The 21,211-nt window shown below is 60.5% G+C and carries 22 protein-coding genes; 13 read left to right on the forward strand and 9 right to left on the reverse strand.

All coding sequences use genetic code 11. The annotated features are described in order from the left end of the window. The first annotated feature begins 162 nt into the window (after nt 1–162). On the forward strand, nt 163–1,344 hold the full coding sequence (locus tag OHL20_RS00770) for a type IV pilus twitching motility protein PilT (RefSeq protein ID WP_263381313.1): 1,182 nt from the start codon (nt 163–165) through the stop codon (nt 1,342–1,344). An 8-nt stretch (nt 1,345–1,352) separates the two neighbouring features. On the opposite strand, the gene OHL20_RS00775 is transcribed toward OHL20_RS00770, so the two are convergent. The 5 genes from OHL20_RS00775 to thrC form a co-directional block, all read right to left on the reverse strand. Beyond that, nucleotides 1,353–2,297: an ABC transporter permease gene (locus OHL20_RS00775; RefSeq protein ID WP_263381314.1), complete on the reverse strand. Its 945-nt coding sequence runs from the start codon at nt 2,295–2,297 to the stop codon at nt 1,353–1,355. Further along, nucleotides 2,294–3,694: a hemolysin family protein gene (locus OHL20_RS00780; RefSeq protein WP_263381315.1), complete on the reverse strand. Its 1,401-nt coding sequence runs from the start codon at nt 3,692–3,694 to the stop codon at nt 2,294–2,296. Before OHL20_RS00780 ends, OHL20_RS00775 begins: the two co-directional genes overlap by 4 nt. Nucleotides 3,695–3,768: 74 nt before the next feature. After that, the gene (gene trxA, locus OHL20_RS00785) at nt 3,769–4,125 is read right to left on the reverse strand and encodes a thioredoxin (protein ID WP_263381316.1); all 357 of its coding nucleotides are present in this window, start codon (nt 4,123–4,125) and stop codon (nt 3,769–3,771) included. 268 nt (nt 4,126–4,393) lie between these two features. Continuing rightward, nucleotides 4,394–5,293, reverse strand: coding sequence for a homoserine kinase (gene thrB, locus OHL20_RS00790; protein WP_263381317.1), 900 nt, complete (start codon nt 5,291–5,293; stop codon nt 4,394–4,396). Continuing rightward, nucleotides 5,293–6,678 (reverse strand): threonine synthase, encoded by a 1,386-nt coding sequence (gene thrC, locus OHL20_RS00795; RefSeq protein ID WP_263381318.1) that lies wholly within the window; start codon nt 6,676–6,678, stop codon nt 5,293–5,295. The genes thrB and thrC overlap by 1 nt, the downstream gene beginning before the upstream one ends. On the opposite strand from thrC, the gene modA reads away from it, so the two are divergent. Then, a complete protein-coding gene (gene modA, locus OHL20_RS00800; protein ID WP_263381319.1) occupies nt 6,666–7,487 on the forward strand; it encodes a molybdate ABC transporter substrate-binding protein in 822 nt (273 codons plus the stop codon). The genes thrC and modA overlap by 13 nt on opposite strands. Nucleotides 7,488–7,499: 12 nt before the next feature. Here modA and OHL20_RS00805 read toward each other — a convergent pair whose 3' ends face one another. Continuing rightward, nucleotides 7,500–7,643, reverse strand: coding sequence for a hypothetical protein (locus OHL20_RS00805; RefSeq protein ID WP_263381320.1), 144 nt, complete (start codon nt 7,641–7,643; stop codon nt 7,500–7,502). Between the two features lie 190 nt (nt 7,644–7,833). Between OHL20_RS00805 and modB the strand changes: the two genes are divergently transcribed. Next, nucleotides 7,834–8,514: a molybdate ABC transporter permease subunit gene (gene modB / locus OHL20_RS00810; protein ID WP_263381321.1), complete on the forward strand. Its 681-nt coding sequence runs from the start codon at nt 7,834–7,836 to the stop codon at nt 8,512–8,514. Further along, on the forward strand, nt 8,507–9,241 hold the full coding sequence (locus OHL20_RS00815) for an ATP-binding cassette domain-containing protein (RefSeq protein ID WP_263381322.1): 735 nt from the start codon (nt 8,507–8,509) through the stop codon (nt 9,239–9,241). Before modB ends, OHL20_RS00815 begins: the two co-directional genes overlap by 8 nt. A gap of 145 nt (nt 9,242–9,386) precedes the next feature. Here the strand turns inward: OHL20_RS00815 and OHL20_RS00820 are convergent, their stop codons facing one another. Together OHL20_RS00820 and OHL20_RS00825 are read right to left on the reverse strand one after the other, a co-directional pair. After that, entirely contained in the window at nt 9,387–10,475 is a 1,089-nt protein-coding gene (locus OHL20_RS00820) for a UDP-N-acetylmuramate dehydrogenase (RefSeq protein WP_263381323.1), read from the reverse strand. Between the two features lie 67 nt (nt 10,476–10,542). After that, nucleotides 10,543–10,866 carry a putative quinol monooxygenase gene (locus OHL20_RS00825; RefSeq protein ID WP_263381324.1) on the reverse strand — a complete coding sequence of 108 codons (324 nt, stop codon included), beginning with the start codon at nt 10,864–10,866 and terminating at the stop codon, nt 10,543–10,545. Nucleotides 10,867–10,948: 82 nt separating this feature from the next. On the opposite strand from OHL20_RS00825, the gene OHL20_RS00830 reads away from it, so the two are divergent. From OHL20_RS00830 to OHL20_RS00860, 7 genes are all read left to right on the forward strand, one after another. After that, entirely contained in the window at nt 10,949–11,374 is a 426-nt protein-coding gene (locus OHL20_RS00830; protein ID WP_263381325.1) for a BrxA/BrxB family bacilliredoxin, read from the forward strand. Nucleotides 11,375–11,491: 117 nt separating this feature from the next. Further along, on the forward strand, nt 11,492–12,421 hold the full coding sequence (locus OHL20_RS00835; protein ID WP_263381326.1) for a sigma-54-dependent transcriptional regulator: 930 nt from the start codon (nt 11,492–11,494) through the stop codon (nt 12,419–12,421). A gap of 89 nt (nt 12,422–12,510) precedes the next feature. Further along, complete coding sequence (locus OHL20_RS00840) at nt 12,511–14,295, forward strand: DUF885 domain-containing protein (protein ID WP_263381327.1); 1,785 nt, start codon at nt 12,511–12,513, stop codon at nt 14,293–14,295. 30 nt (nt 14,296–14,325) lie between these two features. Continuing rightward, nucleotides 14,326–15,189, forward strand: a complete 864-nt coding sequence (gene proC / locus OHL20_RS00845; RefSeq protein WP_263381328.1) for a pyrroline-5-carboxylate reductase — start codon at nt 14,326–14,328, stop codon at nt 15,187–15,189. 51 nt (nt 15,190–15,240) lie between these two features. Continuing rightward, nucleotides 15,241–16,206, forward strand: coding sequence for a COX15/CtaA family protein (locus tag OHL20_RS00850; protein ID WP_263381329.1), 966 nt, complete (start codon nt 15,241–15,243; stop codon nt 16,204–16,206). 11 nt (nt 16,207–16,217) lie between these two features. Continuing rightward, a complete protein-coding gene (locus OHL20_RS00855; protein WP_263381330.1) occupies nt 16,218–17,543 on the forward strand; it encodes a multicopper oxidase family protein in 1,326 nt (441 codons plus the stop codon). Further along, nucleotides 17,540–18,388, forward strand: coding sequence for a hypothetical protein (locus OHL20_RS00860; protein ID WP_263381331.1), 849 nt, complete (start codon nt 17,540–17,542; stop codon nt 18,386–18,388). Before OHL20_RS00855 ends, OHL20_RS00860 begins: the two co-directional genes overlap by 4 nt. Nucleotides 18,389–18,423: 35 nt before the next feature. Here the strand turns inward: OHL20_RS00860 and OHL20_RS00865 are convergent, their stop codons facing one another. Next, nucleotides 18,424–18,846, reverse strand: a complete 423-nt coding sequence (locus tag OHL20_RS00865; protein ID WP_263381332.1) for a hypothetical protein — start codon at nt 18,844–18,846, stop codon at nt 18,424–18,426. Between the two features lie 333 nt (nt 18,847–19,179). Here OHL20_RS00865 and OHL20_RS00870 point away from each other — a divergent pair, with 333 nt between their 5' ends. Together OHL20_RS00870 and OHL20_RS00875 are read left to right on the forward strand one after the other, a co-directional pair. After that, complete coding sequence (locus tag OHL20_RS00870; RefSeq protein ID WP_263381333.1) at nt 19,180–20,913, forward strand: sodium:solute symporter family protein; 1,734 nt, start codon at nt 19,180–19,182, stop codon at nt 20,911–20,913. A gap of 37 nt (nt 20,914–20,950) precedes the next feature. Then, on the forward strand, nt 20,951–21,172 hold the full coding sequence (locus OHL20_RS00875) for a hypothetical protein (protein ID WP_263381334.1): 222 nt from the start codon (nt 20,951–20,953) through the stop codon (nt 21,170–21,172). Nucleotides 21,173–21,211: the final 39 nt, after the last annotated feature.

A 21,211-nucleotide genomic window follows, 5' to 3' on the forward strand; every position in this document is an offset into this window, starting at 1 on the left:
TGTACACCCGTGCGCCAGCTCTCATGGAACAGGATGGGGCTTCTGAGTGCCGGAAATGTCAAGTTTGTGCCGACTGAAATGCCCCTTGCCAGGCATGGAAGCGACTCGTTGGAAGCTATCGTTCGCTTCGTCTCGTCTAACGCTTCAACACCGGGAGACCTGATGGCCGCATACGAGAACGACCTGTCGCAGCTTGTCTATGAACTGAATTCTTCAACAGCCAATGCGAAACTCGACAAGCTGGACAAGTTCGACCGGCCAGACCGGACCACATCGCTCGACCTGCACCTCGTCCACGCCGCAGAGCAGAAGGCCTCCGACGTGCTCCTCGTGGCGGGCACGCCTGTCACCTTCCGGGTGAACGGCTCGCTGACACTGGCGGCGGGCAAGGCTCCGCTCGCCGCAGACGAGCTTCGCAACATGCTCCTGCCGCTCCTCACGACCGAGCAGACGAAGGAACTCGACACAAGTCGAGCCCTCGACTTCTGCTTCGTTCGCGGCACGATTGGCAGGTTCCGCGCGAATATCCACTACCAGCGCGGCACGCTGGCGGCCAGCATCCGGCTGCTTCCTTCGCAGGTTCCGACTCTTGATTCGCTTCACCTGCCGCCGGTTCTGGCCCGTCTGATGGAACGTCGGCAAGGACTCGTGCTCCTCACCGGGCCGACCGGTAGCGGCAAGACATCGACCATGGCCGCGATGATCGATTACATCAACGGGCGCCGTCGCGAGCACATCATCACCATTGAAGACCCGGTGGAGTACCAGCACAGCAACCGGCATTCCATCGTCGAGCAGATCGAGGTCGGCGACGACACTCCGAGCTTTGCCCACGCTGTCCGGGCCGTCCTGCGCCAGAATCCCAACGTCATCCTGATCGGCGAGATGCGCGATCCCGAGACCATTGCAGCCGCGCTCACCGCCGCCGAGACCGGTCACCTCGTGCTCTCCTCGCTGCACACCAACGATGCCGCCCAGACGCTCTCCCGCATCCTCGACAGCTTCGCCGCCAACAACCAGGCGCAAATTCGACAGCAGTTATCGCTGGCGTTACTGGCGGTGGTCGCGCAACAGCTTGTTCCGGCAATGGGCACAGTCGGGCTATTTCCCGCCGTCGAGGTGATGGTAGCAACCCTCGCGATTCGCAACCTGATTCGCACCGGTCAGGATCACCAGATACGCTCCCAGATTTCAACGGGCAGCAAGGACGGCATGAACACTATGGACCAGTCGCTGGCTGAACTCGTGCACACGCGCCGCATCACGCGCGAGACGGCGCTTGCCCACTGCTACCATCCCGACGAACTCCGCTCGCACCTCAACCATGCTGCCCAGTTGAAGTAGCTCAGGCTTCAGGCGCGAAGTCTTGGGTTGGCGACGGTGTACGCCACATCGGTGAGCAGGTTGACGGCGACATAGGTCAAGCCAATCGCCAGGATGCATCCCTGCACGAGCGCGTAGTCGCGGTTCGAGATGGCGGATAGGGTGAGTCGACCGATTCCCGGCCAACTGAAGATCGTCTCCGTGACGATGGCCCCCGAGAGCAGACTGCCGAACTGCAGGCCGAGGATCGTCAGCACCGGAATCAGCGCGTTCGGCAGCGCATGACGATAGACCACCGCCCGTTCGGTAAGGCCCTTGGCGCGAGCGGTGCGGATGTAGTCCTGACTCAGTTCCTCAAGCATCGCCGTCCGGATCATGCGGGTAAGGACAGCCGCGAGCGAGAGCCCGAGCGTGATTGCCGGAAGGACAAGGTGCGTCAGCAGAGTCGTGCCGCCCGTTCCCGCACCCGAGACGGGCAACCAGCCAAGCGAGATCGAGAAGACGAGAATCAGGATCGGTCCGAGCGCGAAGTTGGGGAAGGACAGCCCGACCAGCGAGACGACGCCTAAAGTGCGGTCCTGCCATCGGTCGCGATGCAGCGCCGAGGCGACGCCCGCCGGAAACGCAATCGCCATCCCGATCAGCAGCGCCGCAAGCGTAAGCCAGAGCGTATACGGATATCGCTGTCCGACGAGATGCAGCACCGAATCATGCAGGCGCAGCGACTGCCCCAGATCGGCATGGAGGATGCCCCGCCAGTAGTTGGCATACTGCGTCCCGAGCGGGAGATCAAGCCCGTAAGCATGCCGCAAAGCCGACACATCGGAGGCAGTCGCCCCCTCGCCCAGCATTTGCACAATGGGGTCGCCCGGCACAAGGTGAATCAGTAGAAAGACAACACTTACCACCACCCACAGGACGGGCAGGGTGATCGCGATTCGTCGTAGCGGCCTTGCGATTGCCAACAACGTCATGCGGTGGCTTCTCTGCTCTCCGCTTCGAGTTCGGCTGCGGATTGCGTTTCTGCGATGGTCTCGACGCGGATCTGGCTGATGCGGCGACCGTTCATTCCAGCGACCGTGAAGCGGCGGCCGTCGTGATCCAGCGACTCGCCAGAATGCGGAATGTGACCGAGGTGAGCGAGCAGGAAGCCGGCCAGCGTTTCGACACCTGCCTCGCGTGGAAAGGTCCAGCGCAGCTGCGTGCCGAGGTCCCGCAGGGTGGTGCTGCCGTCGAGAGTCACGACGCCGGTTGCGCTGAGCGGCATGATTGCCGTCGCGATGTCGAACTCATCCTCAAGTTCGCCGACGATCTGCTCAAGCGCATCCTCGGCGGTGACGATGCCGACCGTCGATCCGAACTCGTCCACGACGATGGCAATCTGGCGGCGGCGCTCCTGGAAATCCTGAAGGAGTTCCACGGCCAGCTTGGTCTCGGGAATAAACATGACCTCGCGCATCACGCTCTTCAACGTAAGGACGGATGGCTGCGCGGCACCGAAGCCCATCGCCACGGCGCGAAAGTGCATAAGGCGGGCGATGTCCTTCGAGTAGACGACTCCGATGATGTGTTCTGCACCCCCTGCGGGATCGTAGACGGGCACGCGGGAGTGCTGCTCGTCGATGACGCGGGCACTGGCGGCCTCGATCGTCAGGTCCGCCGGAAGCGAGAAGATCTTGCCGCGTGGCGTCATGATCTCACGCACCGTGACGTGGTTAAGCTCGATGGCCCGGTGGATGATCTCTTCCTGAAAGACCGGCAGCAGACCCATGCGGCGAGTCGCCGTGGCGATCAGCTTCAGCTCCTCCGGCGAGTGCACGGCGCCCTCACCCCGGAGCGGTGCCCGGAAGAGTTGGAGGACGAGCGTGGCCGAACCGTTCATCAGCTTGACGGCCGGGCGGGTGATGCGGATGAAGACGTCCATCGGCCCGGCGACGGCCAGGGCGATCCGCTCGGCGCGTTGCAGGGCGAGCGACTTGGGGACGAGTTCGCCGAGCAGCACCTCGAAGTAGGTGATGATGCTGAACGAGATCAGGACCGCGAGCGCGTGGGCGTAAATCAGAATGTGCGGCGGCGCGACCGCGAGCCAGTGCGCGACGAGGCGCAGGATGATCTCCGTGACGGCTGGTTCGCCAATCCAGCCGAGGGCGAGCGCGGCCAAGGTGACGCCGAATTGAACGGCGGGGAGGAACTCGTCAATGGACCGTTTGAGTTGGAGGGCGGTGCGTGCGCCGGGACGGCCGAGGGCGATCAGTTGCTCTACGCGAGTCTCGCGAATGCTGACGAGCGCAAACTCCGCGGCGACGAAGAAGCTGTTGGCCAGAATGAAGAAGGCCACCATGATCGCGCGGAAAAGCATCCACTCCAGCATGGTTTTAGTGTAACTGCCTCAGAAACAACAATGGCCCGGCTTGTAGCGCCGGGCCATCTTCGATATCAAATCGTTTACGCGAGAACCTTTGTATCTGCAGTGCCGATGACTTTGCTCACCGACTTGTCGATTGTGTCCTTGGGGACGAAACCGACGATCTGGTCGGCAACCTGGCCGCCTTTGAAGATCAGCAGGGCGGGAATACCGCGAATACCGTAGCGCGCAGGAGTGGCGTTGTTCTTGTCCACATCCATCTTCATGACCCGGAGCTTACCGTTGTACTGGGTTGCAACCTCATCCACAACGGGAGCGAGTGCGCGACAGGGTCCGCACCATGCGGCCCAGAAGTCCACTAATACTGGCTGTTCCGACTGCAACACCTCTTTTTCGAAGGTGTCATCGTTTACTTCGGTGACGAATTGTCCTGCCATTTCAATCCTCCCGTCGATCTCATCTGCCTCTACGATTCGGGCCTGATAAGCGACGTTCTGTTGTACCACTTACTAATAGATGCATGTTTGAACCGCGCGATTCATTGGCGGTTAACAGATAGCGTTTGCTGCAAAGAAAACGCCCGGACCTCATCACAGAGGTCAACGGGCGGTGAAGCAGCCCTCCCCAGAACTGCTTACATCCCAAGTTTATGGAGAATTGGGAATCCTGTAAATCAAACTTAGGTAACCTATCGCGGCTATCCAGCTAACTACTTGTCTGACAACCGCTTGCAATATTGGTCTTCAGAATTTCCACAGGATTTCGGTCGGCCATCAGCCGAATTTTGGAGTTCAGATCGGCAAAATCTGCCTCTTCTTCGGCAACGATTAGTACCGATGGTCCTGCTCCGCTCAAGGCTACCCCCAGCACGCCCTGCTCCGACACCATCGGAAGTAACGCCGGAAGCAGGCTGCATGCGTCACTTCGGTACGGTTGATGGACCCAGTCCCTCATGGCGTACCGAAGAAGATCGCCTCTACCCAAGGCAAAGGCAGATACCAGGAGCGCAGTGCTTTGGATATTGGAGACCGTGTCCGCGCGGCTATAGGTATCCGGCAGAAGGGCGCGCGCTTCGGTCGTAGGGAGGCTTGTCGCGGGAAGAACAATCACGATGTTCCACTTGAGATCGCGTCCACAAGTTGCTGTAATAACAGTAGATCTGACAGAAGCGGAGCTGGTCATGCCGCCCAGCCAGCAGGCGGCGACATTGTCTGGATGGCCTTCCCGACGGCAAGCCTCCTCAAGAATCTGCTGTCCGCTCCAGCTGAGATCGCCGAAGTGATTCGCCAGGAGGACACCCGCCAGAAGGGCCGCCGCACTCGAGCCGCAACCCATGCCGAGGGGAATCTCGTTATCGAGCGCGAGCGCCAAGGCAGGAGCGGACGAGCCGAGAAGGTCGCGGTAGGTGGTGAGGATGAGGCTGCGCTCGACATCCGCACAGAGGTCGGCGTTGCGCCCGGTCGCCGTGATCTGGTAGCGGTCAGAGGTAACCGCATCGATCGTCAGGTACAGGGCCATGGCGAGGCCCACAGCGTCAAAGCCGGGGCCAAGATTGGCAGAGGTTGCGGGCAGGCGAATATGTAACGGACGCGGTACGTTAGCCATCAGGCGTGCTGGACCGCGTTCATGTGGGCTTCAAGCGTTCTCAGAACGATGTCGGGATCTGCCTCGAGCACCATCGGCGGCTTACGCAGCTGATCGTGGATGACTCGGTCGGCCGGGGAGATCAGCGCAGCCTCTTCGTCCGTGAGCAGTTCGCCGCGATGGTAGTGGATCGTGTAGTCCGAATCCTTCAAGGTGTGGCCGGTAAGGAGCAGGACGACGCGCTCCTCGCGCTGGACCTTGCCGTGGGCGACCAGCTTCTTGAGGCCCGCCAGCGTAACGGCAGACGCAGGCTCGCAGCCCACGCCTTCCGCACCAATCTGTGCCTTCGCGAGCGCAATCTCCTGCTCCGAGACGTCCTCGCACCAGCCGCCCATCTGCTCGATGATCGCAGCCGACTTGCGCCAGCTGGCTGGATTGCCGATGCGGATCGCCGAGGCACGCGTATCGGCTGTGACCGGCTTCATCACCTGGTTCGAATCCAGAAACCAGCGGTAGAGTGGGTTCGCGCCGTGCGCCTGGATCACGCTGATCTTGGGGATGCGGCTGATCATGCCCAGGTGCAGCATCTCCGAAAAGCCCTTACCCAGCGCTGCCGAGTTAGCAAGATTGCCGCCGGGGACGACGATGTGTTCTGGAACCTGCCAGTCGAGCTGTTCGAGGATCTCGAAGGCGGGAGTCTTCTGGCCCTCAAGCCGATACGGATTGACCGAGTTCAGCAGGTAGATCGGGAAGCGCTTGACTAGGTCGGTCAGGATGCGGACGCAGCCGTCAAAGTCCGTCTTGAGCTGAATGGTCAGTGCGCCATAGTCCATCGACTGCGACAGCTTGCCCCAGGCGATCTTGCCCTCCGGGATGAAGACGATGCTGCGCAGACCGGCGCGGGCGGCATAGGCGGCCATCGCGGCGGAGGTGTTCCCTGTCGACGCACAGGCGACCCACTCAAAGCCCCGGTCGGCGGCTACCGATAAGGCGGCGGTCATCCCTGTGTCCTTGAAGGAGCCGGTGGGGTTCATGCCCTGGTGCTTGGCGAGGAGCCAGTCGATCCCTGCAGCCTTAGCGCAGCGCGGCAGATCGTAGAGCGGCGTGTTGCCTTCGCGCAGGGTGACGGCGCGCTCGAAGTCACTGATGATTGGCAGAAGGTCGCGGAAGCGCCAGACGCCGGATTGGTCGATCGCCTGGCTGGAGGTGCGGCGTTCCTGCCACAGCCAGCGCAGCGCGGAGGCGTTCGGAAGCTTGCTGCCGGTGCCGGAGGGCGTGAGCGACCAGGGATAGGTGACCTCGTAGAGGCCTCCACAGAGGCCGCAGCGAAAGTCGCTGCCGGCCTGGGTCCCGGCTATCTCATCGCCGCACTCCGTGCATCGAAGTAGATGTGTTGACACTTTCATGGGTTCCTCTAGGGTACCGTATCTCCATGCGGCTTCCCAAGTTGTTCGCTGTATTGATCCTCGCGGGTAGCCCTTTTCTGCACGCACAGGATGCTCCCAAGTCTGCCGAGCATCGCCGGATTCGCATTGCAGCGGCATCTGACCTGATGCCCGTCATGCCCGTCCTTGAAACTGCCTACGAGCACGCCACCGGAATCGATGTTGTGGTGAGCTACGGCTCCTCCGCCACGCTGGCGACGCAGATTATCAACGGCGAACAGGTTGATATCTTCCTCGGCGCTGACTTCACCTACCCGGAGCGAATCGTCGCAGCGGGCATGGCCGACAGCAAATCGCCCGTCGAATATGCCAAGGGCACACTCGTTCTATGGGCCCGCAAGGATTCGCCCTACCTGCCCTTGCACCTTGAGGTGCTCTCCGACCCGCGGGTGAAGTCCATCGCGATCGCGAACGAGTTGCACGCACCATATGGCCGAGCGGCCGCGTCTGCGCTGAAGTACATGAAGCTTTATGACAAGGTTGCGCCAAAGCTCGTCATCGGCGAAAACATCTCGCAGACAGCGCAGTTTGTCGAGTCCGGTAACGCTGAACTGGGCTTGATCTCACTCACGGCAGCAGCTTCCGAACACTTCAAACAGCTTGGAAGCTACATCCTGCTGCCACCGGTCAGCTATCCACCCATTGTGCAATATGGTGTCGTTCTAAAGGATTCGCCGAACCGAAGTGACGCCCACGCGTTCATGGACTGGCTCACATCGGGAACAGTTCAGGCGAATCTGCCCAAGCTTGGTCTTGGCGCAATCAAGTAATTTCCCAGCAATTCACGTCGCGAAACCGAGACGCTGCAATTGCTTGTCGGAGACGTAGAACCATCGTCCAAACATCATGGGCGATGCCTCGTTATTCCACTCCAGGCTCGATTTCCGAAGATAGTTGCCGACGGCAAGCTCATTCAAAAAGCTCATTTTGGAGATCTTGGGGTCAGCGGTGGCAGTATCGACTTCACACAGTAACCTGTAGCTCGTTCCTGATCCGACTTGAAATTGGAACCGTACGTTGTGCATCGACATGAGGGCATCATAGCCATGTAATCCCCTTCTGTCTGTGTCCCATCTTACGTCACTGCATAAATAGATACTGGGTACACTGGCCACAATGGACTTTGCCGCCCTTCTGCTGACGCTTCGACTGGCCATCACGACGACCGTGGTGCTGTCCGCAGTAGCTGTGCCGCTCGCCTGGTGGATCAGCTCTCAGCGCGGTTTCGTTAAGGCGATTGTTCAGACGGTGGTGGCGTTACCGCTGGTGCTGCCCCCTACCGTGATCGGCTTCTACCTCCTGGTGGCACTCGGGCCACTCACTCCATTTGGGCGAGTGTGGATTCATCTTGTCGGCCATCCGCTGGCGTTCAGCTTCGCCGGACTGCTCATCGGCTCACTCCTCTACAGCCTGCCGTTCGCTGTGCAGCCCCTCGTCGCCGGGTTTAGCGCGGTCGACCCGGGATATGCAGAAGCAGCGTCGGCTCTCGGCGTCGGTCCGTGGCGGAACTTTCGCGAGGTGGTGCTGCCGATGGTTCGCGGGTCGGTTCTGACGGCGATGGTGCTCACCTTCACCCACACGGTAGGGGAGTTTGGCGTCGTCCTGATGCTTGGCGGGAACATCCCCGGGGCTACACGAACGCTGTCCATCTCTCTCTACGATCAGGTGCAGGACTTTGACTACGCCGCCGCCAACCGGACAGCGGGTCTGTTGCTCGGCGTCGCCGTTATGGCGTTGCTGGTTATCTATATGCTGCCTCACAGGCGCAGGGCGGGCAGAGGTGACTTCGTTGCCTGAGAGCCTACTCGATGTGACGATGCAGCATCGTGTCGGATCACTGGCGCTTGACGTGTCGTTTCGCCTGACCGGTCCATGGACCGTGCTCTTCGGCGCCTCAGGCAGCGGCAAGACCACCGTGCTGCGAGCTGTGCAGGGATTCGTGCAGCCGTACACCGGACGAATCGTCATTGCCGCTCAGGTTGTGACGGATAGGGTCGCAAAGGTGAACCTTGCTCCTCACCGACGGCAGGTTCGGAGCGCTGCACAGGCCGCTCGACTCTTCCCCGGAAAGACTGTTCGGGAGAATGTCTGCTTCGGGGCAGAGCCTTCAATCGCGGACGAGGTGCTGGCTATCTGTCGGCTTCAGGAGTTCGCAGGAGCGATGCCCGGCACACTCAGCGGGGGCGAGCGGCAGCGTGTGTCCGTAGCCCGAGCGGTAGCCTCCGCAGCGACGAGTGGGACGCTGCTTCTGCTGGATGAGCCGTTCGGCGGCCTCGACCTTGCCCTGCGCGACGCACTTGCGATCGAACTGCGAGACTGGCTCCGGCTGCGCGGTGTGCCCGTCCTCTCGGTGACTCACGACGTCGGCGAGGTCTTCTTGCTGGGGGCCGAGGTCATCCGTCTTGTCGACGGGCGGATCGTGGAACAGGGACCGGTAGAGCAGGTGTTGGCTAAGGAGCGGGACCGTCTGCTGGGACAGCTCGGGGCAGGAAATCTGAACACCCAATCATCACCGCACGTCTAAGTCGTTTAGAATCTTATATTTACTTGTAAACCATTTATAATGTCATATTTAGCGACATACAGAATCGATATGTCGCCCATTGCCAAGGGGTTACGCTCAGCGTCCCGACCCTTTTTTTGCCGATTCCGCTCCGCAACGTAAAACTCTACTCTGCACGTCCGATTAAGGAGCCCACCTGAATCGGCTCTTGTTCTAAGGTGATGCTGAAGCGGCTTAGCACCTCGGCACGGACTGCGTCGCGAAGGGCTGCTACATCGGCAAAGGTCGCCGCTCCGGTGCGGTTGATGATGGCCAGTGTGTGCTTCGAAGAGATCCCGGCAGGGCCGAGCGCAAAGCCCTTGTGGAAGCCGGCGCGTTCCACGATCCAGGCAGCCGGAAGCTTGGTCGTCCCCTGCCCCGTCGGCCAGTTTGGGACCTTGGCTTCCTCAAGGTTGAGTGCCAAGGCAATCCGGGCGAGCGTCTCGAGCGGGACGATGGGGTTCTTGAAGAAGGAGCCTGCGCTCCGGGTGTCGGGATCGTCGGGAGCCGTGGCGTCGATCAGCATCCCCTTGGTCGCCCGGATGGCTCGGACAGCATGATAGATGTCCATTGGCGTCGGGTTCGGGTTCTCGGCGAAGTGCCGCTGGAGGTCGGGGTAGGTCAGGGCTGGACGAGACGTTGGGTCGAATCGAAACGTAACGGCGGCGACGATGTATCGATCGCGATGGGTGGTGTTGAAGATGCTCGTCCGATAGGCAAATCCGCAGGCCTCGTGCGGCAGCGTCACAAATTCAAGGGACTCAAGGTCAAGTGCGGTCACCGAATGGATGGTCTGTGCGACCTCCTGCCCGTAGGCACCGATGTTCTGGATCGGGCTTCCGCCAATGAGGCCGGGAATCCCTGCAAGGCACTCCACGCCACTGAAGTTAAGCTGGCAGATGGCAAGGACGAATTCATCCCAATCCGTCCCGGCAGCTACCGAGGCGACAATGCTCAACGGGTTTTGCTGCGGGATCGTCGTGATCGGCGGCAGGCTGCTGAGAACGTTGTGGATGACCAGGCCGTTGAAGCCAGCGTCCGTGACGAGCAGGTTGCTGCCTCCACCCAGGATGACGATCGGGAGGTGATGAGCGCCAGCAAACTGGACCGCTTCAACCAGTTCGGCGGGGTTCGTCGCGGTCGCAAAGAAGCGGGCGGGGCCTCCGATACGGAGGGTTGTCAGGGGGGCCAAAAGGACGTTTTCTTGAATCAGCACCGTTTGAGCATACCCGAGGTCGAGATCGAGGTGCCCGCGCCCATGTGGAGCGCGGGCACAGGTTTGCTTAGGCGAGGAGCTTCAGGACGCTGATGCGGAGCTCTTCGCGGAGGAAAGCCTTGGCTTTGTCGAGCCCGGCCTTGTTGGTGCTGAGGTGGGTGTCGAGGGCTTCTTCGCTCTCCCACTCCTCGTAGGTGAAGAAGCTGCCGGTGTAGTGCTTGTCCTCGAACAGGTGGTACGTGATGCAGCCAGCCTCTTTCTGTGAGGGGCCGACGATCTTCTCGAACATGGACCGGACTTCGTCCTCGTGTCCGGACTTTGCGCGGATCTGAGCGATCACGCTGATCTTGCTACTGATGGCTTCGTTGTCACTGCTGCCGAACAGGCTCATGGTGTTCTCCTGAAGCCTCAGATGCGGAATGTGCGGGAAGGATTACAATTGGGAAAAGGTTTTGAAGTTCCAGGAGGACACCATGTACCCAGAGATTATGTTGATTCCGATGCGCGAAGAGCTTACCCGTGCTGGCCTGCAGGAAGCACGCGACGCCGCCGAAGTAGACACGGCTGTAGCCCAGCCAGGAACGACGATGCTGGTCGTGAACTCGATCTGCGGCTGTGCGGCAGGCAAGATGCGTCCGGGCGTTCGTCTCGCGATGCAGCATGGCACCAAGCCGGATCACGCAGTTACCGTATTCGCCGGGCAGGATCGTGAAGCGACCGAGCGGGCACGCAGCTACTTCGGCGGTCATCCGCCAACCTCGCCTGCGATTGCGATTCTTCGCGATGGTCAGCTTGTCTACCTGATGCAGCGCTCCGCTATCGAGACCTCGACGGCACCAGCGATCGCTCAGGAGTTGCAGCGCGCCTTCGACACCTACTGCGCTACGACCACAGCGTAAGGTTTTTGCAGATTCAGCCGAGCCCCGACCCCGCCGTATGCGGTGTCGGGGCTTTTGTTTTGGGCACGACCAGACCGGCTGAACAGATAGCCCGTCCTGCCGATGTAGCGATAAGCTATGTCAATTCAACACCATCTCCCTGATCCTCAGAATGCCTCCGCAGTTGCGGGCGCGGCGTCTGAAGCGATCGACTCGTTTTATCTGGCCGGCAATGGCGTGGCAATGCAGCGTGTCCGGTCGCAGGTGCAGCGCATCGCTCCGTACTTCCGCATGGCGCTGATCACGGGCGAGGCTGGGACGGGCAAGGAGACCGTGGCGCGGGTTCTGCATGCAGGGAGCGCCGGTGCTGGCGGCCCGTTTGTGGCCTGGCGGGCGGCGAAGTTTGTGGAGTGTCTTCTGGGTCGGGACGAAGGTGTCGCCCTGTTGCAGGAGGCGCATGGCGGGACGCTTTTTCTCGAAGAGATTCGTGGCGTACCGTTTGCGCATCAGTCGGTGCTCTTGCGCATGCTGCAGCAGCAGGAGTCGCGTGCCCAGCGATACGACATCCGCATCGTCGCGGCAAGTCAGGACGAACTGCGGCCACTGATGGCGACGGGCCAGTTCCGCGAGGACTTGTACAAGCGCATTACCGCGGTAGAGATCGGCATGACGCCGCTGCGAAGGCGCGTGGACGATATCGCCACGCTGGCGACGATGATGCTGCGGCGCACGGGCGTAAGCGCCATTACGGGGGAGGCGCTGGTGCGGCTCGGACAGCATACGTGGCCGGGGAACGTCCGCGAGTTGCGAGAGGTGCTGGAGCTTGCCGCGGCGACCGCAGGGGGGCCGGTCGTCGAGATCGGCCACCTTGCGCTGCCCGAAGAGCGAGCGGATGAGCCGGAGCAGACCCTCGAGAGGCTCGAAGACGTCGTCCAACGTCATGTCCTCGAGGTGCTGACTCGATGCGCGGGCAATAAGCTCAAGGCGTCCGAGGTGCTGGGAATCAGCCGATCGACACTCTACCGGATGCTTGATGCGCGGGTCGGCGAGTCAGAGCTTGGGGGTTAGGTCGGCAGAAGGAAAGAGACACTGCAGCCCCTCCAGAGAACTTTTTGGAGCTGTCCACGTAGACTTGAGGCATGGTTGATTTTTGCTGGATGAAGAGAGTTTCGGTCGCCGGACTGGGGACGGCAGTTGTGATGTGTGGGCTGGGCTCAGGCGTGATGCAGGCGCAGGCGACCGCTTCTGTGGTTGAGCGCACGAAGGCGCTGAACAGCCTGCTTGCGGAGATCTGGCAGGATAACCTGAAGCACTCGCCGGAGTTCGCCTCGTCGATTGGCGACAACCGCTATAACGACCAACTCTCGGATTACTCGATCCAGGAGGTAAACGCCTCTCTTTCGCGCGGACGGACGTTCATCGAGCGGCTATCGCAGATCGACGTGACGGGGCTGCCGGAACAGGATCAAGTGTCCGACGACCTGATGTTGCGCAGCCTGATTGATGCACAGGAAGGCGCGAAGTTCAAAGAGTGGGAGATGCCTGTCAACCAGTTCGGTGGCCTGCACACCGACCTGCCGCAGATGGCGAATCGTGCTCCGTTCGAGACGGTCAAAGACTACGACGACTACATTGCGCGGCTGACGAAGGTACCGACCGCCTTCTCGCAGATCACAACGAACATGCAGTTGGGCATGGACGATGGCAGAATGCCGCCGAGGATGATCCTCGACAAGGTGCTGGTGCAGACGCAGGCGATTGCCGCGGGTAAGGCTTCGGAGAGCCCGTTTGCGGCTCCGCTGAAGAAGTTTCCAAAGACAATGAGCGCCGAGGATCAGAAGCGCATTCACGACGCGATGCTGCAGTCGATTGCGAATGACGTACAGCCTGCCTATGCGCGCTTCGCGAAGTTTCTGAGTGCTCAATATATCGCCAAGGGACGCACGGAGCCGGGCGCGTGGGCGTTGCCGGACGGCGACGCTTACTACGCCTACCGTGTGAAGCAGAGCACGACGTTGGACAAGACACCGGCGGAGATTCACCAGATCGGGCTGGACGAGGTGAAGCGCGACGAGGCCGAGATGCTCGTGATCGTCAAGAAGCTTGGCTTCGCGGATATCAAGAGCTTCTCGGCAGCGCTGAAGACGAATGCGAAGGAGCATCCAGCCTCGAAAGAGGCGCTGCTTGACGCCTATCGCGGCCACCTCGCGGAGATGAAGCCGCGACTGCCGGAGCTATTCGGCAAACTGCCCAAGGCCCCGCTTGAGGTGGTTGCGGTGCCTGCTTACATGGAGAAGGACCAGTCTGCGGCGTACTACGACAATGGCACTCCCGATGGCAGCAGGCCGGGCAAGGTGTACGTAAACACCTACAACTTTGCAGAACGCTCGCTCGCTCCTGTGGAGGCCGTCTCGTACCACGAAGGCCTGCCTGGGCACCACCTGCAGATCTCGATCGCGCAGGAGTTGACCGGGCTGCCGGAGTTCCGCAAATACAGCTACTACACGGCGTACACGGAGGGTTGGGGGCTCTATAGCGAGCGGCTCGGTAAGGAGATCGGCTTCTACCAGGACCCCTACAGCGACTACGGTCGTCTGGAGGCAGATATCTGGCGGGCGATTCGGCTGGTGGTTGATACCGGCGTGCATTCAAAGCATTGGACACGGCAGCAGATGGTCGACTTCTTCCACGATCACTCGGCGATCGACGAGACGAATGTGCAGGCGGAGACGGATCGCTACATCGCGTGGCCGGCACAGGCGCTCGGCTACAAGATGGGACAGTTGAAGTTCCTCGAACTGCGGCAGAAGGCGCAGACGGCGCTCGGGCCGAAGTTCCAGCTGAAGGAGTTCCACGACGTCGTGATCGACTCGGGCGCGCTGCCGATGGATGTGCTGGAGAAGCAGGTGGATCGCTGGATCGCGGAGAAGAAGAAGGGCTAGGGCTGCGCGTGGGTCTGATAGCCTTCTGCCATGAGTGAAGATGTGTACGAGATGGTGGTTCCTGTGGCGCAGGCGTCCGTGTTGCCGGGCGTGCGGGTGGCGGTGCTGGGTGCGGGCAAGATGGGCGGCATCCTGCTACAGGCTTTCCTGAAGAACAACCTGATTGCGCCGGATCAGATCTTCGCAACGGTGCAGCACCCGGACCGGGCGCTGGCGCTGTCGGCACAATTCGGTGTCACGGTGACTACGGATAATCTGCAGGCGGCGATGCAAGCAGACGTGATCCTGCTTGGCGTAAAACCGCTGCAGGTGCCCGCGGTGGTTGAGCAGATACGTCCGGCGTTGAACACAGGCAAGATGCTGCTGTCGTTCGCGGCTTCGGTGAAGACGCGGAGCATTGAGGACGCGGCAGGATGTGAATTGGCCGTGATCCGCGCCATGCCGAATACCCCGGCGATGATCGCGGCGGGAGTTACCGCGTTGTGCGGCGGACGGTTTGTGTCGGAGCAGCAGATGGCCGTGGCTCAGCGGATCTTTCAGACGGTCGGCCGCACCGTCGTGGTCGATGAGAAGCATATGGATGCGGTGACCGGGCTGTCTGGCTCCGGACCGGCGTTCCTGTACATCATCATCGAGGCACTAGCGGAGGCGGGCGTAAACGTTGGCCTGCCGCGGGATGTGGCCACACTGCTGGCGGCGCAGACGACGTATGGCTCGGCGCGGATGGTGCTTGAGACGGGCTATCACCCGGCACTGCTGAAGGACCAGGTGACGACCCCGGCGGGTTGCACGGTCGACGGCATTCTGGAGTTGGAAGAGGGCGGACTCCGTGTGACGCTGATCAAGGCAGTGAAGCGGGCTACTCAGCGCGCGAAGGAACTAGCGCAGGGCTAGTTGTATCGATGGGATGAAGCATCGGCGACGGGCTGCGCCGTAGAATAAGACATGGCTACAGCGGCGGTGAGTCGAGGGACGGTGGCAGGGCCGGGGACGATGCGCGGCGTAGAGCGCTTTGCGTGGCTGGTCGTCGGGTACAACGTGCTTGTGATTCTGTGGGGAGCGCTGGTGCGGGCTACGGGGTCGGGTGCGGGTTGCGGCAACCATTGGCCTCTCTGTAACGGACAGGTAATTCCGCTATCGCCGACGGTCCACACGATTGTCGAATTTACGCATCGCTGCATGACCGGTGGGTCGCTGTTCATGGTGCTTGGGTTGCTGGTCTGGACCTTCCGGGCAAGCGTAAAAGGTGAGGCGGCGCGGGTGCTGGCGGTCGTGTCTACCCTGCTGCTCTTGAACGAGGCGCTGCTGGGTGCGCTGCTGGTGAAGCTTGGCTATGTGACGGGCAATCAGTCGGTGGGCCGGATGGTGCTGCTATCGATCCATCTGAGCAATACGTTGCTGCTGCTGGCAGCTCTGACGTTGACAGCGGTGCTGCTGAAGACGCGGCAGCGATGGGCTGGATTGATGCGGGCCAAAGGGCTCGGCTGGGGAGTTGCCGGGCTTGTGGCTACGCTGGTCGTTGGCGTAAGCGGGTCGATGGCGGCGCTGGGCGATACGCTCTTCCCTGCTGCCTCGCTGCAGGCGGCGATCGCGCAGGACCTGTCGACCGCGTCACCGTGGCTGCTGCGGTTGCGCGGCGTGCATCCAGTAAGCGCGGTGCTGGCGGCGATCTTTGTGGCGTGGCTGCTGGTGAAGGCTCGACGGATGCGGGCGGGTGGCCTGGTGACGGTGGTGCTTGGGCTGCTGGTAGCGCAATTTGTGCTGGGGATTGCGGATGTGCTGCTGCTGGCTCCGCTATGGATGCAGATCCTGCATCTGCTGGGTGCGGACCTTTACTGGGTGGCGCTGGTGTCATTGGCGGCGGCTGTGGTGCGGCCGCGCGACGGTCAGTTCGGGACACAGGTAGCTTGAATCGACGACAGATGCTGGCACTGACTGGTGCGATAGCGGCTAGCGTGGCGCTGCCGCAAATAACGCGTGCTGCGGAGGCTGCGGACTTCTCACTTGAGATTGCGCCGTTTGACCTTGAAGTTGCGGCCAAGAAGTTCGTGAAGACAGTTGCGTATAACCAGCAGGTGCCCGGACCGCTGCTTCGGATGAGAGAGGGTCAGCCGGTGACGATCGACGTGGCGAACCGGTCGGCAAACGACGAGATTGTGCATTGGCATGGACTCTTTCTACCGTCGGCGGTGGACGGCGCGATGGAAGAAGGGACGCCAATGATCACTCCGGGTGGCCAGGCGCGCTACACCTTTACGCCGCGGCCTGCGGGATTTCGCTGGTATCACAGCCATATGCTGGCAGGAAACGATCTCAAGAAGGCGCTGTACAGCGGGCAGCATGGTTTCCTGATGATCGAGCCGAAGGAGAATCCGACGCGGTATGAGCAGGAGGTCTTTCTCGCACTGCATGACTGGAACGGCCACCTGATGGGCAGCGGCGATGGTTCGATGAACCCAGAGTATGAGGTATCCACCGTCAACGGGCGGGTGCTTGGGTTCGGTGAACCGGTGCAGGTCAAGCCCGGGACGCGGGTGCTCTTCCACATCCTGAACGCGAGCGCAACGGAGCAGCATTGGATTGCGTTGGCGGGGCATACGTTTCGAGTCGTGGCGCTGGACGGCAATGCCGTGCCGACACCGCAGGCGGTGCCGATGCTGCGACTCGCACCGGCGGAACGGATATGCGCCGTAGTCGAGATGAATCACCCTGGAGTGTGGGTGCTGGGCGAGGTGCGGAAGCACGTCCAGGCGGCTGGCATGGGCGTCGTCATCGAGTATGCAGGAAGCACGGGTGCGGCGAAGTGGGAGCAGCCCGAGCGCCTGAGTTGGGACTACCTGCAGTTTGGAGCGGCGGGGGCGGTGAAGCGTGTGGGTGTCCTGGAGATTCCGCTGGTGTTTACGTCGAAGTTTGCGGGCCATGGGGCGCTGGATCGATGGGCGATCAATGGCAGGTCTTACCCGGAGACGGATGCGGTAACCCTGACACAGGGCAAGCGCTATCGGTTGATCTTCAAAAACCACAGCGCGGACGATCATCCGGTACACCTGCACCGGCATAGCTTTGAATTGCGGCGGTTGGCGGGCAGCGCGGAGACACAGGGGATCTTTAAGGATGTGGTGCTGGTAGGCGCGGGCACCGAGGTCGAGGTAGAGTTTACGGCAGATAACCCAGGGCTGACGCTGTTCCACTGCCATCAGCAGGATCATATGGATATGGGCTTCATGATGCTGCTGCGGTACGCATGATCTTCAGGATCAATAAAGGTTCGCTGACTACGGTAAAGAGTATGGTGCCTCTGAGAGGACTGCTTCTCCTGCTTGCACTGATCTGGTTCTGCGGCGGTGCCACGGCGCGAGCGCAGGGAAACTACGAGATCCAGGTGTATGGCGCGGATACGATTGCGCCGCGATCGACGATGGTGGAGTTGCACTCAAACTTTACGCCGAGCGGTCAGCGGTACACGGTCGACGGCGTCTATCCAACGAACCACCAGGAACACGAGACGATCGAGATCACGCAAGGCCTGACGAAGTGGTCCGAGGTAGGGTTTTACATCTTTACGAGCGAACAGGATGGACACGGACTGCAGTGGGTGGGCGACCATATCCGGCCGCGGGTGCGGGCTCCGGATGAGTGGCACTGGCCAGTGGGGGTGAGCATCTCGACCGAGATTGGGTATCAGCGTGCGGTGTATTCGCCGGATACGTGGACGTGGGAGATTCGACCCATCATCGACAAGCAGGCAGGGCGATGGTACTTCGCGATAAACCCGGCGCTTGAACGAACGTGGCATGGGCCCGACGTCAAGTTGGGGGTGGGGTTCTCGCCCGCGGTCAAGGTGGGTTACGACTTCACGAAGAAGATCAGCGGCGGGATCGAGTATTACGCAGACTACGGGCGGATCGGAAGGGTGGACGCATTTCACGACCAGCAGCAGCAAGTCTTCGCGGTGACGGATCTGAATGTTTCGCCGAAGTGGGAGATCAACATCGGCGTAGGTGTGGGGCCTACCGCCGCTACGGACCACCTGATTGTGAAGGGGATTCTGGGACGACACTTTGATTGGGGACGCCACTCCGAGGTGGAGTAGGCGCGCCGGTCTGGTGACGACCGGCGCTCTACCTCTTACTGGTTTGGCTTGCCTTCGATCTTGTCGCCCAGCTTCTTGGTTCCGTTTACGGTGCCGTGATAGGCATCCTTGCTGACGTCGGCAGTCTTATCGGCAGCGACCTTGGTGCCGTGTGCAGTGTCTTTCGCGCCGACCTTGGCCCCGTGGCCGATGTCGTCGCCAACGACCTTCGAGTCATGGCCGGCGGTCTTAGTGCCTGATTCGGTCTTGTGATAGGCCTTCTTTGTGACGTGCTTGGTCTTGTGGTAGGACTTCTTGGTGCCCGTTTTGACGGCGTGGCCGGTGTCAACGGTGGCGTTCTTGGTGTCCGTGCCAGCGTTCTTCATGTCCTGCTTGGCGCCATCCTGCGCGAAGAGTGCAGGGGCTGTGAGAGTGAAGGTCGCTGCGAGGACGAGACTGCCAATGTGACGAAGGTGCATAAGGATCTCCTGCAATGACTGTATGGAAGCTGGATATGTGCGTCAAACCTAATAGGATTCATAAATCAAGCTGGGTGTTGTAGGGACTGGCTTTGTGAACGCCTCAAGAGCAGCAGGAATCGTCTGGATTGCGGTTGTTTGCTTCCTGTATATTTGCTTCGTCTCGGGAAAATCCCGGGGTGCCGTGTGAGAGTATCGGTATCAGGCACTTCCAGAAGACGCTTACCCGGGATGCTCTAAACCTTTTAGTACTACTTGTTGGCTTTTATATCGATCGAGAGAACGAGTGAGCCGTCCTTTGCCGGATAAGGCCGCCGTTGGGAACCCTGACTTATGTATGTATCGGCCGCGCTTCTGCTGTTCTCCGGCACGCAACTGACCAAGCTTTCTCCGGTCGACATCCTCATTCTCGTGCTGTACTTCGCGCTGGTCATCTTCATTGGTTTCTATGTGAAGGGCCAGACGAATACCAGTGAGGAGTTCTTCCTCGCGGGTCGCGAGATGACGGCGTGGATCGCCGGACTGAGCTTTGTATCGGCCAATCTCGGGTCACTGGAGTTGATGGGCTGGGCTGGGTCGGCGTATCAGTACGGCATCCTGGCAGCACACTGGTATTGGATCGGTGCAATTCCGGCGATGCTGTTCCTCGGCATCGTGATGATGCCGTTCTATTACATCTCTAAGACGCATTCGGTACCGGGCTATCTCAATCTTCGCTTCGGTAGCGGTGCACGCGCGTTGAGCGCGGTGTCGTTCGCCCTGATGACGATCCTGATGAGCGGCGTCAATATGTACGCCATGGCCGTCGTCATGCAGACGATCCTGGGCTGGAACATCACGTTCAGCATCTGGATCGGCGCGGGCACGGTGGCGCTTTATGTCATGCTCGGCGGTCTTCGTTCCGCGATCATCAATGAAGTTCTGCAGTTCGTTCTAATCTGGGCCGGCGCAGCGATGATTCCGATCCTCGGCTTGATCGAGGCAGGTGGCTGGTCGAAGCTGAAGGCACAGATCGCGGTAAACGTCGGCAGCAGCGACTACACGCATATGTGGACGACACTCGGTCACTTCAAAGACAACCCGATGGGCGTTAACTGGACCGGCATCGTGTTTGGGCTTGGATTCGTCGTGAGCTTCGGCTACTGGACGACAGACTTCCTGGTTGTCCAGCGTGTGCTGAGTGCGAATAATCTCAGGGCTGCGAAGCTGGCTCCCGTGATTGGCGCCGCATTCAAGATGGCTGTTCCGTTCATTGTGATCGTGCCTGGTTTGCTGGCGCTGGCAGTTCTCAAGAATCCTGACGGCAGCATGATGCACCTTGTGGCCGGAAGCATCGCGAAGGGTAATCCTGCGCTGCACAGCTATGACGAAGTGCTTCCGCTGATGCTGATTCGCTACTGCGGACCGGGCCTGCTGGGGCTGGGAATCACGGCGCTGGTCGCGGGTTTCATGAGCGGTATGGCTGGCAACGTCAGCGCGTTCTCGACGGTTTGGACCTACGACCTGTACGGCGCTTTCATGAACAAGAAGGCGAGCGACAAACACTATGTCGCGATGGGCCGCTGGTCGACCGTGATCGGCATGCTGATCTCGATCATGACGGCGTATCTCGTGATGAATGCGAACAGCATCATGGACTACGTGCAGGCGCTCTTCAGCTTCTTCATCGCTCCACTCTTCGGCACGGTGATCCTCGGCATGATGTGGAAGCGGGCTACACATGCTGGCGGCTTCTGGGGTCTGCTGGCAGGTACGGCTGCTTCGATCGGGATGTTCTCGTGGGTTCAACTGAAGCCCGCGGCTCTGCAATATATTGCGATGAGCGCAGATGCCCGGCCCATGGCTGAGAATCTGTACCGCGCTCTGTGGAGCTGGATTATCTGCGTGGTTGTTACGGTTGTGGTGAGTTTGATGACCAAGCCGGTACCGACAGCAGAACTCGCAGGGCTTGTCTATGGCGTGACGCCGCTTCCTGATGATGGTTCGAAGGGCTTGTTCCAGAAGCCTATCTTCTGGGCAGTCGTTGTGATCGTGATCTTCTTTATCCTGAACCTGATTTTCTTCTAAAGGCTGCACCCGCTGAATCGGCGGAGGACGAGGTTTTATGTCGGAAGTACCGAAAGAGCGCAAGGAAATATCGATCTGGTTTTTCTGCGGAATTCTGATGCTGGGCTATGGCCTGGTGCTGATCGCAACGGGATTTACGGAGTTGCATAACCCTCCGCCTACGGTTTTGGCGAATCTTCAGCCGACACTTTGGTGGGGAGTTCTGCTGTCCGTCTTCGGCGGCTTCTACACCGTGAAGTTCCGCCCTGGCAAGGGCTGACCTCCGGCGCTTTATAGCGCCGCTTGAAAACTAAATCGC

This window comes from Granulicella arctica, from assembly GCF_025685605.1.
In the GTDB taxonomy this organism is placed as follows: domain Bacteria; phylum Acidobacteriota; class Terriglobia; order Terriglobales; family Acidobacteriaceae; genus Edaphobacter; species Edaphobacter arcticus.

What these genes read in the sequence shown, in the direction of transcription:
- OHL20_RS00770 (WP_263381313.1), top strand. Translation starts at nt 163, where the DNA reads ATGGCCGCATACGAGAACGACCTGTCGCAGCTTGTCTATGAACTGAAT.
- OHL20_RS00775 (WP_263381314.1), bottom strand. Translation starts at nt 2,297, where the DNA reads ATGACGTTGTTGGCAATCGCAAGGCCGCTACGACGAATCGCGATCACC.
- OHL20_RS00780 (WP_263381315.1), bottom strand. Translation starts at nt 3,694, where the DNA reads ATGCTGGAGTGGATGCTTTTCCGCGCGATCATGGTGGCCTTCTTCATT.
- trxA (WP_263381316.1), bottom strand. Translation starts at nt 4,125, where the DNA reads ATGGCAGGACAATTCGTCACCGAAGTAAACGATGACACCTTCGAAAAA.
- thrB (WP_263381317.1), bottom strand. Translation starts at nt 5,293, where the DNA reads ATGGCTAACGTACCGCGTCCGTTACATATTCGCCTGCCCGCAACCTCT.
- thrC (WP_263381318.1), bottom strand. Translation starts at nt 6,678, where the DNA reads ATGAAAGTGTCAACACATCTACTTCGATGCACGGAGTGCGGCGATGAG.
- OHL20_RS00805 (WP_263381320.1), bottom strand. Translation starts at nt 7,643, where the DNA reads ATGAGCTTTTTGAATGAGCTTGCCGTCGGCAACTATCTTCGGAAATCG.
- modB (WP_263381321.1), top strand. Translation starts at nt 7,834, where the DNA reads ATGGACTTTGCCGCCCTTCTGCTGACGCTTCGACTGGCCATCACGACG.
- OHL20_RS00825 (WP_263381324.1), bottom strand. Translation starts at nt 10,866, where the DNA reads ATGAGCCTGTTCGGCAGCAGTGACAACGAAGCCATCAGTAGCAAGATC.
- OHL20_RS00830 (WP_263381325.1), top strand. Translation starts at nt 10,949, where the DNA reads ATGTACCCAGAGATTATGTTGATTCCGATGCGCGAAGAGCTTACCCGT.
- OHL20_RS00835 (WP_263381326.1), top strand. Translation starts at nt 11,492, where the DNA reads ATGTCAATTCAACACCATCTCCCTGATCCTCAGAATGCCTCCGCAGTT.
- OHL20_RS00840 (WP_263381327.1), top strand. Translation starts at nt 12,511, where the DNA reads ATGAAGAGAGTTTCGGTCGCCGGACTGGGGACGGCAGTTGTGATGTGT.
- proC (WP_263381328.1), top strand. Translation starts at nt 14,326, where the DNA reads ATGAGTGAAGATGTGTACGAGATGGTGGTTCCTGTGGCGCAGGCGTCC.
- OHL20_RS00850 (WP_263381329.1), top strand. Translation starts at nt 15,241, where the DNA reads ATGGCTACAGCGGCGGTGAGTCGAGGGACGGTGGCAGGGCCGGGGACG.
- OHL20_RS00855 (WP_263381330.1), top strand. Translation starts at nt 16,218, where the DNA reads ATGCTGGCACTGACTGGTGCGATAGCGGCTAGCGTGGCGCTGCCGCAA.
- OHL20_RS00860 (WP_263381331.1), top strand. Translation starts at nt 17,540, where the DNA reads ATGATCTTCAGGATCAATAAAGGTTCGCTGACTACGGTAAAGAGTATG.
- OHL20_RS00865 (WP_263381332.1), bottom strand. Translation starts at nt 18,846, where the DNA reads ATGCACCTTCGTCACATTGGCAGTCTCGTCCTCGCAGCGACCTTCACT.
- OHL20_RS00870 (WP_263381333.1), top strand. Translation starts at nt 19,180, where the DNA reads ATGTATGTATCGGCCGCGCTTCTGCTGTTCTCCGGCACGCAACTGACC.
- OHL20_RS00875 (WP_263381334.1), top strand. Translation starts at nt 20,951, where the DNA reads ATGTCGGAAGTACCGAAAGAGCGCAAGGAAATATCGATCTGGTTTTTC.